This is a genomic window from Paucilactobacillus vaccinostercus DSM 20634 (assembly GCF_001436295.1).
Lineage (GTDB): Bacteria > Bacillota > Bacilli > Lactobacillales > Lactobacillaceae > Paucilactobacillus > Paucilactobacillus vaccinostercus.
Map to the genome: position 1 here is coordinate 93,486 of NZ_AYYY01000025.1, position 11,553 is coordinate 105,038.

At 41.9% G+C, this 11,553-nt stretch carries 19 protein-coding genes; 2 read left to right on the forward strand and 17 right to left on the reverse strand.

Translation table 11 applies throughout. The features are described 5' to 3' along the window. Positions 1–22 precede the first annotated feature (22 nt). From rplX to FC26_RS12730, 14 genes are all read right to left on the reverse strand, one after another. Complete coding sequence (gene rplX, locus FC26_RS05690; protein ID WP_057778627.1) at positions 23–331, reverse strand: 50S ribosomal protein L24; 309 nt, start codon at positions 329–331, stop codon at positions 23–25. A gap of 33 nt (positions 332–364) precedes the next feature. Continuing rightward, a complete protein-coding gene (gene rplN, locus FC26_RS05695) occupies positions 365–733 on the reverse strand; it encodes a 50S ribosomal protein L14 (RefSeq protein ID WP_057778631.1) in 369 nt (122 codons plus the stop codon). A 54-nt stretch (positions 734–787) separates the two neighbouring features. After that, the gene (gene rpsQ / locus FC26_RS05700) at positions 788–1,054 is read right to left on the reverse strand and encodes a 30S ribosomal protein S17 (protein WP_057778633.1); all 267 of its coding nucleotides are present in this window, start codon (positions 1,052–1,054) and stop codon (positions 788–790) included. Between the two features lie 23 nt (positions 1,055–1,077). Then, positions 1,078–1,284 carry a 50S ribosomal protein L29 gene (rpmC, locus tag FC26_RS05705; RefSeq protein ID WP_057778635.1) on the reverse strand — a complete coding sequence of 69 codons (207 nt, stop codon included), beginning with the start codon at positions 1,282–1,284 and terminating at the stop codon, positions 1,078–1,080. Then, the gene (gene rplP / locus FC26_RS05710; RefSeq protein WP_057778637.1) at positions 1,274–1,708 is read right to left on the reverse strand and encodes a 50S ribosomal protein L16; all 435 of its coding nucleotides are present in this window, start codon (positions 1,706–1,708) and stop codon (positions 1,274–1,276) included. The genes rpmC and rplP overlap by 11 nt, the downstream gene beginning before the upstream one ends. A 2-nt stretch (positions 1,709–1,710) precedes the next feature. Then, positions 1,711–2,379, reverse strand: a complete 669-nt coding sequence (rpsC, locus tag FC26_RS05715) for a 30S ribosomal protein S3 (RefSeq protein WP_057778638.1) — start codon at positions 2,377–2,379, stop codon at positions 1,711–1,713. A gap of 12 nt (positions 2,380–2,391) precedes the next feature. After that, complete coding sequence (gene rplV / locus FC26_RS05720; protein WP_057778640.1) at positions 2,392–2,739, reverse strand: 50S ribosomal protein L22; 348 nt, start codon at positions 2,737–2,739, stop codon at positions 2,392–2,394. Between the two features lie 13 nt (positions 2,740–2,752). After that, positions 2,753–3,031, reverse strand: a complete 279-nt coding sequence (gene rpsS, locus FC26_RS05725; RefSeq protein ID WP_057778642.1) for a 30S ribosomal protein S19 — start codon at positions 3,029–3,031, stop codon at positions 2,753–2,755. A 36-nt stretch (positions 3,032–3,067) separates the two neighbouring features. After that, the gene (rplB, locus tag FC26_RS05730; RefSeq protein ID WP_057778644.1) at positions 3,068–3,913 is read right to left on the reverse strand and encodes a 50S ribosomal protein L2; all 846 of its coding nucleotides are present in this window, start codon (positions 3,911–3,913) and stop codon (positions 3,068–3,070) included. A 27-nt stretch (positions 3,914–3,940) separates the two neighbouring features. Further along, positions 3,941–4,228 carry a 50S ribosomal protein L23 gene (gene rplW / locus FC26_RS05735; RefSeq protein WP_057778646.1) on the reverse strand — a complete coding sequence of 96 codons (288 nt, stop codon included), beginning with the start codon at positions 4,226–4,228 and terminating at the stop codon, positions 3,941–3,943. Continuing rightward, entirely contained in the window at positions 4,228–4,854 is a 627-nt protein-coding gene (rplD, locus tag FC26_RS05740) for a 50S ribosomal protein L4 (protein WP_057778648.1), read from the reverse strand. The genes rplW and rplD overlap by 1 nt, the downstream gene beginning before the upstream one ends. 18 nt (positions 4,855–4,872) lie before the next feature. Further along, a complete protein-coding gene (gene rplC, locus FC26_RS05745) occupies positions 4,873–5,538 on the reverse strand; it encodes a 50S ribosomal protein L3 (RefSeq protein WP_057778650.1) in 666 nt (221 codons plus the stop codon). Between the two features lie 34 nt (positions 5,539–5,572). Beyond that, the gene (rpsJ, locus tag FC26_RS05750) at positions 5,573–5,881 is read right to left on the reverse strand and encodes a 30S ribosomal protein S10 (protein WP_057778652.1); all 309 of its coding nucleotides are present in this window, start codon (positions 5,879–5,881) and stop codon (positions 5,573–5,575) included. A gap of 360 nt (positions 5,882–6,241) precedes the next feature. After that, complete coding sequence (locus tag FC26_RS12730; RefSeq protein WP_157061078.1) at positions 6,242–6,388, reverse strand: hypothetical protein; 147 nt, start codon at positions 6,386–6,388, stop codon at positions 6,242–6,244. Positions 6,389–6,515: 127 nt separating this feature from the next. Here FC26_RS12730 and FC26_RS05755 point away from each other — a divergent pair, with 127 nt between their 5' ends. Further along, positions 6,516–7,328 carry a transporter substrate-binding domain-containing protein gene (locus FC26_RS05755; protein ID WP_057778654.1) on the forward strand — a complete coding sequence of 271 codons (813 nt, stop codon included), beginning with the start codon at positions 6,516–6,518 and terminating at the stop codon, positions 7,326–7,328. A 126-nt stretch (positions 7,329–7,454) separates the two neighbouring features. Here the strand turns inward: FC26_RS05755 and fusA are convergent, their stop codons facing one another. The 3 genes from fusA to rpsL all read right to left on the reverse strand — a co-directional run bounded on the left by fusA (position 7,455) and on the right by rpsL (position 10,597). Further along, the gene (gene fusA, locus FC26_RS05760) at positions 7,455–9,554 is read right to left on the reverse strand and encodes an elongation factor G (protein ID WP_057778655.1); all 2,100 of its coding nucleotides are present in this window, start codon (positions 9,552–9,554) and stop codon (positions 7,455–7,457) included. Positions 9,555–9,695: 141 nt separating this feature from the next. Then, positions 9,696–10,166: a 30S ribosomal protein S7 gene (rpsG, locus tag FC26_RS05765; RefSeq protein ID WP_057778657.1), complete on the reverse strand. Its 471-nt coding sequence runs from the start codon at positions 10,164–10,166 to the stop codon at positions 9,696–9,698. A 17-nt stretch (positions 10,167–10,183) separates the two neighbouring features. Further along, positions 10,184–10,597, reverse strand: coding sequence for a 30S ribosomal protein S12 (gene rpsL, locus FC26_RS05770; RefSeq protein WP_057778659.1), 414 nt, complete (start codon positions 10,595–10,597; stop codon positions 10,184–10,186). A gap of 261 nt (positions 10,598–10,858) precedes the next feature. On the opposite strand from rpsL, the gene FC26_RS05775 reads away from it, so the two are divergent. Continuing rightward, on the forward strand, positions 10,859–11,542 hold the full coding sequence (locus tag FC26_RS05775; RefSeq protein ID WP_057778661.1) for a prepilin peptidase: 684 nt from the start codon (positions 10,859–10,861) through the stop codon (positions 11,540–11,542). The last annotated feature ends 11 nt before the right edge of the window (positions 11,543–11,553 follow it).

Here is an 11,553-nt window from a genome sequence, read left to right on the forward strand (position 1 = left end):
TTTTTCCTCCTTCCTTTAGAGATTAGTCAATCGTTTTGCCAGATTTCTTGGCAACGCGAACCTTTTTGCCATCAACAACCTTAAATCCAACGCGGGTTGGTTCGTTTGTTGAAGGATCGATTAACATAACATTTGAAGCTTGAATTGGCGCTTCAGTATCAATGACACCACCCTGTGGGTAAGCATTACTTGGCTTTTGGTGTTTTTTGATCATATTTACGCCTTCGACAATCACGCGGTTTTCCTTAGCAAAGGTTGTTTTGATAGTGCCTTCTTTGCCTTTGTCCTTACCACTGATTACTCGAACTTTGTCACCAGATTTTACGAACATGTTGATGTGCACCTCCTTATTAAATAGATGAAATTACAGAACTTCTGGAGCTAATGAGACAATCTTCATGAAATCGTCATCACGTAGTTCACGAGCGATAGGTCCAAAAATACGTGTGCCTTGTGGGCTCTTGTCATCCTTAATAAGTACAGCTGCGTTTTCATCAAACTTGATGTATGAACCATCGTTACGACGAAGTCCAGCTTTAGTCCGGACAACGACAGCCTTAACGACGTCACCCTTTTTGACAACGCCACCTGGTGTTGCTTGTTTTACAGTAGCAACAATAATGTCACCAATATTACCAGTCTTTACTCGTGAGCCACCCAAAATCTTGATTACCAAAATTTCGCGGGCACCTGAGTTATCAGCGACTTTCAACCGACTTTCTTGTTGAATCACGGTTAATGTCCTCCTTCCATCTTCAAATCAGAATACGAATTTAAAAGTGATGATTTAGATAATAACAGCTTTTTCAACAATTGAAAGTAGACGGAAACGTTTCTTGGCAGACAATGGACGAGTTTCCATGATTTGCACTAAATCGCCGGTCTTAGCTTCGTTATTTTCATCATGCGCATAATATTTCTTTGAGTACTTAACTCGTTTGCCATAAATAGGGGCGTTCTTGTAAGTATCAACTTGAACAGTAATTGTCTTGTCCATCTTATCTGAAACAACGCGACCTTGGTATACCTTACGAGCATTGCGTTCTTCACTCATGCGTTAATCCTCCTTTTCGTATTCTATTTGTTAATTTCTTGTTGACGAAGAACTGTCTTCACCCGTGCAATGTCTTTACGTACTTGTGTAAGACTTGCAGTGTTTTCAAGTTGGCCAGTAGCCAGTTGGAAACGTAAGTTAAACAATTGATCTTTCAATTCTTTTTCTTTATTAAGAATTTCAGCAGTGGTTAATCCGTTCAATTCCTGAACAAAATCTTTACTTTTCATCTGATTGCCCACCTACTTCCTCACGTTTTACGATCTTGCAACGTACTGGTAATTTGTGGCTGGCAAGACGTAGTGCTTCGCGAGCGACTTCTTCTGAAACGCCCCCTACTTCAAACATTACCTTACCGCGCTTAACAGGTGCTACCCAACCTTCGGGAGTACCTTTCCCATTACCCATTCGAACACCAACACCTTTTCCGGTGTATGATTTGTGAGGGAAAATCTTGATCCAAACTTTCCCACCACGCTTCATGTAACGGTTCATGGCAATACGTGCAGCTTCGATTTGACGGTTTGTAATCCAGCTGGAGTCCAATGCTTGAAGACCATAGTCGCCAAAGCTAACGAACTTGCCGCCTTTAGCTTCACCACGCATGTGTCCACGATGTACACGACGAAACTTAACTCGTTTTGGTACTAGCATGTTTATTTCCCTCCTTGCTCGTTAGCGCGTTTTGCGCCTTTCTTTTCTGGGAGAATCTCTCCACGATAAATCCATGTTTTAACACCCAAAGCACCATAAGTAGTACGGGCTTCATCCCATGAATAATCAATATCTGCACGAAGTGTGTGCAGAGGAACTGTACCATCTGAATATGATTCAACACGTGACATGTCGGCACCATTCAAACGTCCAGCAACTTGCGTCTTGATACCTTTGGCACCAGAACGCATTGCACGTTGCATTGCGCCACGCATTGCACGACGGAAAGCTACACGAGCTTCAAGTTGACGTGCGATGCTTTCGCCTACAAGGTGTGCATCTAAGTCAGGCTTTTTGATTTCCACAATGTTAATGTGAACACGCTTGCCTGTTAATTTGTTTAATTCTTTACGCAGTGCTTCAACTTCTGAACCACCCTTACCAATAACCATTCCTGGCTTGGCAGTGTGAATTGAAACGTTAACGCGATTTGCGGCACGTTCAATTTCAACGGTCGATACAGAGGCATCAGCAAGTCGTTTTGAAATATATTTACGGATCCGTAAATCTTCGTTCAAGAACTTAGCAAAATCTTTTTCAGCATACCATTTTGCTTGCCAATCGCGAATGACACCAACACGGAATCCTGTTGGATTAATCTTTTGACCCACTTGTTATTCCTCCTACTTTTCTGATACAACCACTGTAATGTGACTTGTCCGCTTATTAATTGGTGAAGCTGAACCCTTTGCACGGGGACGGAAACGCTTGAGCGTTGGTCCTTCGTTAGCAAAAGTTTCGCTTACGTACAATGATTCGCGATCCAAATCAAAATTATTTTCAGCGTTTGCAACAGCAGATTTTAAAACTTTTTCAACATCTGAAGCTGCACCACGAGGGGTGAACTTAAGAATTGCTAATGCTTCGACAACATTTTTGCCGCGAATCGCATCAAGTACCATACGGACTTTACGAGCTGAAACACGAACAGTTTTAGCGGTTGCCTTAGCTGATGTAATTTGTTCTGCCATAATTCACCCTCCTTTATTTACCAGTTTTTTTATCGTCAGTTCCATGACCATGGAACGTACGGGTTGGTACAAATTCGCCAAGCTTATGTCCTACCATGTCTTCTTGAACGTACACTGGTACGTGCTTACGACCATCATAAACAGCGAATGTGTAACCGATAAAACTAGGGAAAATGGTTGAACGACGTGACCATGTTTTAATCACAGTTTTCTTTTCTGAATCAGCTTGTGCTTCGACCTTCTTCAAAAGATGAGCATCTGCGAAAGGTCCCTTTTTCAAACTACGACCCATTATGTTACCTCCTCTCGGATTCTACCTATTAACTAATTAGCGAGTGTGTGGACCACGTTTACGACCACGTACAATAAATTTGCTTGAACGAGCCTTGTGTGAACGAGTCTTCTTACCAACAGTCTTCTTACCCCATGGAGAAAGAGGAGATGGTAGACCGACTGGAGCTTTACCTTCACCACCACCATGAGGGTGATCGTTAGGGTTCATAACTGATCCACGAACGTGTGGGCGTTGACCTGAATAACGTTTCCGGCCAGCCTTACCAACATTGATCAATTCATGTTGTTCGTTACCAACAGTACCGATAGTAGCACGGCAAGTTGCAAGAACCATCCGAACTTCACCAGAAGCCAAACGTACTAAGACGTACTTGTCTTCCTTACCAAGGATTTGAGCTGAGGCCCCAGCTGAACGAGCTAATTGGCCACCCTTACCTGGTTTTAATTCAATGTTGTGAACGATAGTACCAACAGGGATGTTCTTAAGAGGTAATGCGTTACCTACTTTGATATCAGCATCAGGTCCTGATTGTACTTCTGTTCCAACTTTTAAGCCCTTAGGTGCAATGATATATGACTTAATACCATCAGCATAAACAAGCAATGCAATGTTTGCTGTACGGTTTGGATCATATTCAATTGCCTTAACAGTTGCTGGAACATCGTCTTTGATACGTTTAAAGTCAATAACACGGTATTGACGCTTTGTACCACCGCCACGGTGACGAACAGTGATATGTCCGTAACTGTTACGGCCGGCAGTCTTACTTAATGGTGCTAATAATGACTTTTCAGGAGTTGTTTTAGTAATCTCTTCAAAGTCAGAACCAGTCATATTACGACGACCGTTAGTGGTTGGTTTGTATTTCCGAATTCCCACTTTATTTTCCTCCTATTCTAGATTTAATTATTCTTCGTTGAATAACTTAATTTCTTTAGAATCGGCAGATAAAGTAACAATAGCCTTACGACGCTTCTTAGTGTAGCCTTCGTAACGACCTTGACGCTTTAACTTACCCTTCACGTTCATAATGTTAACTTTAACTACTTTTACATCGAAGATTTCTTCAATGGCTTTTTTGACCTGAGTCTTGGTAGCTCGTACATCAACATCAAATGCATAGCGCTTGTCATCCATGAATGCCATTGTTGCTTCAGTGACAACTGGACGTAAAATAATATCGCGTGCTTCCATTATGCGAGCACCTCCTCTACTTGAGAAAGAGCCGATTGAGTAATTACTAACTTGTCGTTATTAACTACATCTAAAATGTTAACATTTTGTGCGTCGGTAACCGTAACGTTAGCAAGGTTACGAGCAGATAATGCAGCATTTTCGTTTTCTTTATCAAGAACTAATAAAGTCTTTTCTGCAACGTTCAAGCTGTTAAGAACTGCTGAGAATTCCTTTGTCTTTGGTGTTTCAAAGCTAAGTGCATCAACAACAACGAATTTATCGTCGGCCACTTTTTGTGACAATGCTGACTTGATAGCTAATTGGCGAACCTTACGAGGTAAGCTGAAGTTGTATGAACGTGGAGTAGGTCCGAAGACGATACCACCGCCACGCCATTGTGGTGAACGGATAGAACCTTGACGAGCACGACCAGTACCCTTTTGACGCCATGGCTTCTTTCCACCACCGCGAACAGCACTACGGTTCTTAACGGCATGTGTACCTTGACGTAAAGAAGCACGTTGACGCAAAATTGCATCAAACATCGCGTGTTCGTTTGGTTCGATACCAAAGACATCAGCATTTAAATCAACTGTGCCGTTTTGGCTTCCATCTTGTTTATATAATGCAACGCTTGTTGTCATTATCTAGTTCCTCCCTTCTTATTGTTTGTTTTTTTGCTTGCTAAGAGTTTTCTTAGTGTTTGCTTTTACTGAGTTTTGAATTGTAACGAATGACTTGTTAGCACCCGGAACGTTACCCTTGATAAGCAATACATTGTTTTCAGTATCAACGCGAACAATCTTAAGGTTTTGCATTGTCCGAGTATTACCACCCATGCGGCCAGGCAATTTCTTACCCTTGAACACACGGTTAATGATTGCGCCAAGTGAACCAGGACGACGATGGTAACGAGAACCGTGAGCCATAGGTCCACGACGTTGACCGTCTTTATGGATATTACCCTGATATCCGTGTCCTTTTGTTGTTCCTGTGACGTCGACAGCTTCACCAGCTGCAAAAAGATCAGCCTTGATTTCATCGCCGACTTTCACGTCGTCTCCTAACTGCGCATCTCTAATTTCACTGATGAAGCGCTTAGGAGTAGTATTTGCTTTTGCTACATGACCTTGTTCGGGTTTGTTGCTGAGCACTTCACGCTTGTCATCGAAGCCGAGTTGAACGGCGTTGTAACCGTCGTTTTCAACGTTCTTAACTTGTAAGACAACGTTAGGAGTTACATCAACTACAGTAACTGGCACCAATTCACCTGATTCAGTGAATACTTGTGTCATCCCTACTTTTTTACCTAAGATTCCTTTGGTCATGAGTACACCTCCAATATGTTGTAATAATTATTTATTAAAGCTTAATTTCAATGTCGACACCACTTGGCAAGTCAAGTTTCATTAATGAATCAACTGTCTTTGGTGTTGGGTCGATGATATCGATCAAACGCTTGTGTGTCCGCATTTCGAATTGTTCACGTGAATCCTTGTGCTTATGTGGTGAACGAAGCACCGTGTACAAGGTACGTTCCGTTGGTAACGGAATTGGACCTGAAATTGAGGCACCAGTACGCTTAGCAGTCTCAACAATCTTGTCAGCAGACTGATCTAAGATGCGGTGCTCGTAGGCCTTCAAACGAATACGAATTTTTTGTTTTGCCATTATGTTCCCTCCTTCGTCAATATTTTAAATTTGACTAGCTCCGTGAAAATTACCGCCACATCCTGTGGCAAAGCGGCCGGGTGTGTCGCAACCTCTCACATCAACGCTGATTTACTCAAGCCCACCCAGGGCACGGCTGTACCCTACCGAAAAGCTCAAGCACCTATATATATTACTAGAAAGTTCCTACAATGACAAGGGTTTTTGGCATTTAATTTATTTTTTCCAAAAATAGCCGTCTCAAAATTTGCCAACTAAATTCTGAACTTCTCATAAAAATTTATTTTTATTAATTTTTCTATTTAAAATTGTATTTTAATGCTCTTCATCAGCACTAAATGAATATTTTTCTGCCTATTTTCATTCATCGCTCTTCTTTTTAACGGTTAAACGCCGATCAAGCCACTCATCACTACCGATTCCTTGAATTTCAATTAATTGCTTTCTTCTATTTATATCCATGAAATGGCAATTCAGTTGATTTGCAGCGGTCATTGTTTCTTTCAAAATAATTACTGCCTAATATCATACTAAAAATGATATTTTAAAAAAAGGCTTGTTATTAATTCAAATAAATGGTTTAATATGTAAAAAATAACAAAATAAATGTATATATATTCAAGGAGCTTTGATTATGAGATCAAAAAAATGGTTACTTACACTGTCTCTCAGTTTATTACTCGTCTTAACACTCGCGGGCTGTGGTCAACAGAGGGATACTAGTGTCAAGAAAATTCAGGACAAGAAGGTGTTAGTTGTCGGTACCGAAGCCGATTTTGCCCCCTTCGAGTTTCCAGTCATCAAAAATGGGCAAAAACAAATTACTGGTTACGATATCTATATTGCGCGCCGCATTGCTAAGAAGCTCGGTGTTAAGCTGGAAGTTCAAAATACAACTTTTTCCTCACTAATTACTGATCTCAATCAAAACAAAGTTGATATCGTAATGGCTGGAATGACAGATACGCCGGCCCGCGAAAAATCCGTTGCTTTTTCAATGGGATACTATAAGGTCAAAAATGTGTTACTCGTCCAAAAAGGACAGGCCACCACATATGCTCATATCAGTGACTTAGCTGGTAAATCTGTGGGTGCCCAGCAAGCATCCCTACAGGAATCAATTGCAAAGAATCATTTAACCAAATCTAATCTCGTTACTGAAAGTAACGTCAATAGTCTCGCCTCCGAACTGCAAAATGGGAAGCTCAGTGGTGTCATCCTGGATAGCGTCGTTGCTGATAACTTTATCAAACAACATCCTGATAAGTATGAAGTCGCATCTATTGCACTACCAACGCCAAAATCACAGCGCAACATCAGTATCGCAACTCGTAAAGGTGATAAAAAACTGTTGAAGCAGGTCAATCTTGTTATCAAACAGATGAAACAAACTGGTGAACTGGACAAACTTTATCAACAAGCGCAAGACGAAGAATTCTCAAAATAGACTTGTTAAAAAGATAAGCGCGTATCACATGGCTTTTCGCCGCGTGGTACGCGCTTTTGTTGTTCAAAACTAAAAAAAGCACCATACCAAGACTAAGTCTTGATACGGTGCTTCGTTAGCAGCTAACTATTCTTTGATATTTGAACCGCCATTTTTCTTGATAATTTCTTCTTGGATTGACTTTGGTACCTTTTCGTAGTGATCGAAAGTCATAGTAAATGTACCACGGCCTTGTGATGCAGAACGAAGAGTCGTTGCATATCCAAACATTTCTGACAGTGGCACGAATGAGTGAACCATTTGTGCGTTTCCACGGTCTTCCATACCTTCGATACGACCACGACGTGCGGTAACTTGTCCCATGATATCACCCATGTATTCTTCTGGGATCACGATATCAACCTTCATGATTGGTTCAAGGATTACTGGGCCAGCAGTCTTGGCAGCATTACGAAGTGCTAATGAAGCGGCAACCTTAAAGGCAGCTTCACTAGAATCGACTTCGTGATAACTACCATCATATAACTTAGCTTTGATGTCAACCAATGGATAACCGGCAAGAACACCGTTTTCCAATGATTCTTTCAAGCCTTGTTCAACTGAAGGAATGTATTCACGAGGAACAACCCCACCGACAATGGCATCTTCGAATTCAAATCCTTTACCTTCTTCGTTAGGTTCGAATTCAATCCAAACATCACCATATTGACCTTTACCACCAGATTGACGAACAAACTTACCTTGTGCGCTAGTCTTTTGTGTGAAGGCTTCACGGTATGAAACTTGAGGATTACCAACGGTTGCTTCAACGTTGAATTCACGCTTCATACGATCGATGATGATGTCCAAGTGCAATTCACCCATTCCGGCAATCAATGTTTCACCAGTTTCAGGGTTTGTTTCAGCCTTGAATGTTGGATCTTCTTCAGCAAGCTTTTGTAAAGCAACATCCATCTTATCTTGGTCAGCCTTTGATTTTGGTTCAACGGCAACCTGGATAACTGGGTCTGGGAATTCCATTGATTCGAGTTGAAGTGGACGATCTGGATCAGTTAGTGAATCACCAGTAGTCGTGTTCTTCAAACCAATCGCAGCAGCGATATCACCTGAGAATACTTCTGGGATTTCTTGACGGTGATTTGAATGCATTTGGAGCAAACGACCAACACGTTCACGCTTACCCTTAGTCGTGTTCATAACGTATGAACCTGATTCCAAAGTACCAGTGTACACACGGATGAATGTCAACCGACCAACGAATGGGTCAGTAGCGATCTTAAAGGCCAAGGCAGCAAATGGTTCGTCGTCGTCAGCAATCAATTCGATCTCTTCACCAGTATCTGGATCAGTAGCGTTGTATGGCTTAACGTCCAGTGGTGATGGCAAGTAATCGATAACGGCATCCAACATCATTTGAACACCCTTGTTCTTGAATGCTGATCCAGCCAGAACTGGGAACAATTCAAGATTCAAAGTACCACGACGAATGGCAGCTTTGATTTCTGAAACGGCGATTTCTTCTCCGCCCAGGTATTTTTCCATGATGTCATCATCAAAGTCAGCAAGCTGTTCGATCATTGCGTCACGACGCTTCTGTGCTTCTTCCTTGTATTCGTCAGGAATATCAACAGTATCCCATTCTGAACCAAGTTCGTCTTCATCATAGATGTCGGCTTTCATTTCAACCAAGTCAATGATACCTTCGAAATCATCTTCGGCACCAATTGGCATTTGGATTGGCAAAGCGTTAGCTTGCAGACGGTCTTTGATTGTTGATACTGAGAAGTCAAAGTCAGCACCCATCTTGTCCATCTTGTTAGCAAACACGATCCGTGGAACGCTATAGTCGGATGCTTGACGCCAAACTGTTTCAGTTTGTGGTTCAACACCGGCTTGGGCATCTAAGACCGCTACGGCACCATCTAACACACGAAGTGAACGTTCAACTTCAACAGTGAAGTCCACGTGTCCTGGGGTATCAATGATGTTGATTCGGTGATCCTTCCATGCAGCGGTAGTTGCGGCTGAAGTGATCGTGATCCCACGTTCTTGTTCTTGTTCCATCCAGTCCATTTGTGAAGCACCATCATGGGTTTCACCAATTTTGTGAATCTTACCAGTATAATACAAGATACGCTCAGTTGTAGTTGTCTTACCGGCATCGATATGGGCCATAATTCCGATGTTACGAGTTTTTTCAAGTGAGTATTCTCGTTTATTAGCCATCTTAAAAGTGTTTCTCCTTCCGAGTTGTAAAACTTTCCTTAATTCCGAAAAAGTGGCTCCTATATGAAATTAAGATGTCATATAACAGCCACTAACCATTTGATGGTTATTATTTCAGGCAAATCATGCAAAAAGCTCAGATTACCAACGGTAATGTGCGAAGGCACGGTTGGCTTCAGCCATTCTGTGTGTATCTTCACGCTTCTTAACAGATGCACCAGTATTGTTAGCAGCATCCATGATTTCGCGAGCAAGACGTTCAGTCATTGTATGTTCCCCACGTGAACGTGAGAATTGAGTGATCCAACGAAGACCAAGTGTCGTACGACGATCTGGACGAACTTCGATCGGAACTTGATAGTTTGATCCACCAACACGGCGAGCCTTAACTTCAAGTACTGGCATAACGTTTTCCATAGCTTGTTGGAATACTTCAACAGGATCGTTACCAGTTTCTTCCTTGATAAGGTCAAATGATGCATATAAAATCTTTGAAGCAGTTCCACGCTTACCATCAATCATCAAGTGGTTGATCAAGCTTGTAACTAACTTTGAATTGTACATTGGATCTGGCAAAACTTCTGGTTTTTGTACATGTCCTTTACGTGGCATTTAAGTTACTCCTCTCTTTAAGCTTTTGGCTTTTTAGTACCGTACTTAGAACGGCTTTGACGACGATCTTCAACACCGGCAGTATCGAGAGTACCACGGATGATATGATAACGAACCCCAGGTAAATCCTTAACACGGCCCCCACGGATCAAAACAACACTATGTTCTTGTAAGTTGTGACCGATACCTGGAATATAGGCAGTAACTTCGATCAAGTTTGACAAACGAACACGCGCATACTTCCGCAAAGCAGAGTTAGGCTTCTTTGGTGTCATAGTTCCGACACGGGTTGCAACGCCTCGTTTTTGAGGTGCTGGGTTAGTAGTTGCTGATTTTTTGTAACTGTTGTAACCAAAGTTCAAGGCTGGTGACTTTGACTTTGATGTCAAGGACTTACGTCCCTTACGTACCAATTGGTTAATTGTTGGCATGAAATTGTTTCCCCTTCCTGTTTTTAAGTCCACACATCCAGGTGGTTCTTTTTATGATATAAAAAAATCACACAAAGATCGTGTTTACATTCGTGCTACCGTCGACGACAGCAAAAATCTGCCGTGCGACAGAATAACTGCGTTGTGAAAAGCACCTTTAATAGAATATCACGCACGCAATTAAGTGTCAACGATTGATCCCAGATAAAATCAATGTTTTCCAACTGTTCCCGCGTATTTTCATTACAGGAGGAGATCATAATGACTTACTTTTACTTTATCATCGGGACCATTTTGGCATCTTTTGCCACACTCTGTGCGGTTCGCATTCCACAACATCGTTCCATTACGGTGCCTAGATCCCACTGCGATAATTGCCAACACCAGTTAGCATGGTGGCAACTGATCCCCATCATTGGTTTTGTATCTCAACGCGGCCGTTGCCATTATTGTCATGCACGAATTAATCCAATCTCAACACTCAATGAATGCCTCTGTGGCTGGTGGTTCCTGCAGTGTGCTGCCTTCCCTGCTGGGCCCATGCTCGGTTATGATTGTATTTTTTTGACACTTATCTTGCTGAGTACGCTTGATGCCTACTACACTTTTGTTTATCCACTTTGTTTTTTAGGATTGCTCCCACTATTCTGGCTGCTTCCTCACCCAGCTTATATGACGCTCAGTTACTGGTTAGGGCTGATTATTCTTACTAGTATTCTCCTCATGTTATTTACTCGCCAACAATTGGGACTGGCAGACGTCGAGATCATGATCATTTTGCTTATGATCTTTGACCTGTATACTGTCAGTGTCATTTTATTCATCAGCAGTAGTCTCGCGTTAAGTTATGCACTGATCACCCATCAAAAGGAGCGGTTTGCCTTCCTCCCATTTCTCTGCTTTGCCCTGGTAGCGGTTCTTACTGTTCATCTTCACTTCGTTTAATCTAACAACAT

Excerpts from the sequence above, each read along its gene's own strand:
- rplX (WP_057778627.1), bottom strand. The coding sequence starts at position 331 with ATGTTCGTAAAATCTGGTGACAAAGTTCGAGTAATCAGTGGTAAGGAC.
- rpsQ (WP_057778633.1), bottom strand. The coding sequence starts at position 1,054 with ATGAGTGAAGAACGCAATGCTCGTAAGGTATACCAAGGTCGCGTTGTT.
- rpmC (WP_057778635.1), bottom strand. The coding sequence starts at position 1,284 with ATGAAAAGTAAAGATTTTGTTCAGGAATTGAACGGATTAACCACTGCT.
- rplP (WP_057778637.1), bottom strand. The coding sequence starts at position 1,708 with ATGCTAGTACCAAAACGAGTTAAGTTTCGTCGTGTACATCGTGGACAC.
- rplV (WP_057778640.1), bottom strand. The coding sequence starts at position 2,739 with ATGGCAGAACAAATTACATCAGCTAAGGCAACCGCTAAAACTGTTCGT.
- rpsS (WP_057778642.1), bottom strand. The coding sequence starts at position 3,031 with ATGGGTCGTAGTTTGAAAAAGGGACCTTTCGCAGATGCTCATCTTTTG.
- rplW (WP_057778646.1), bottom strand. The coding sequence starts at position 4,228 with ATGGAAGCACGCGATATTATTTTACGTCCAGTTGTCACTGAAGCAACA.
- rplD (WP_057778648.1), bottom strand. The coding sequence starts at position 4,854 with ATGACAACAAGCGTTGCATTATATAAACAAGATGGAAGCCAAAACGGC.
- rplC (WP_057778650.1), bottom strand. The coding sequence starts at position 5,538 with ATGACCAAAGGAATCTTAGGTAAAAAAGTAGGGATGACACAAGTATTC.
- rpsJ (WP_057778652.1), bottom strand. The coding sequence starts at position 5,881 with ATGGCAAAACAAAAAATTCGTATTCGTTTGAAGGCCTACGAGCACCGC.
- FC26_RS05755 (WP_057778654.1), top strand. The coding sequence starts at position 6,516 with ATGAGATCAAAAAAATGGTTACTTACACTGTCTCTCAGTTTATTACTC.
- fusA (WP_057778655.1), bottom strand. The coding sequence starts at position 9,554 with ATGGCTAATAAACGAGAATACTCACTTGAAAAAACTCGTAACATCGGA.
- rpsG (WP_057778657.1), bottom strand. The coding sequence starts at position 10,166 with ATGCCACGTAAAGGACATGTACAAAAACCAGAAGTTTTGCCAGATCCA.
- rpsL (WP_057778659.1), bottom strand. The coding sequence starts at position 10,597 with ATGCCAACAATTAACCAATTGGTACGTAAGGGACGTAAGTCCTTGACA.
- FC26_RS05775 (WP_057778661.1), top strand. The coding sequence starts at position 10,859 with ATGACTTACTTTTACTTTATCATCGGGACCATTTTGGCATCTTTTGCC.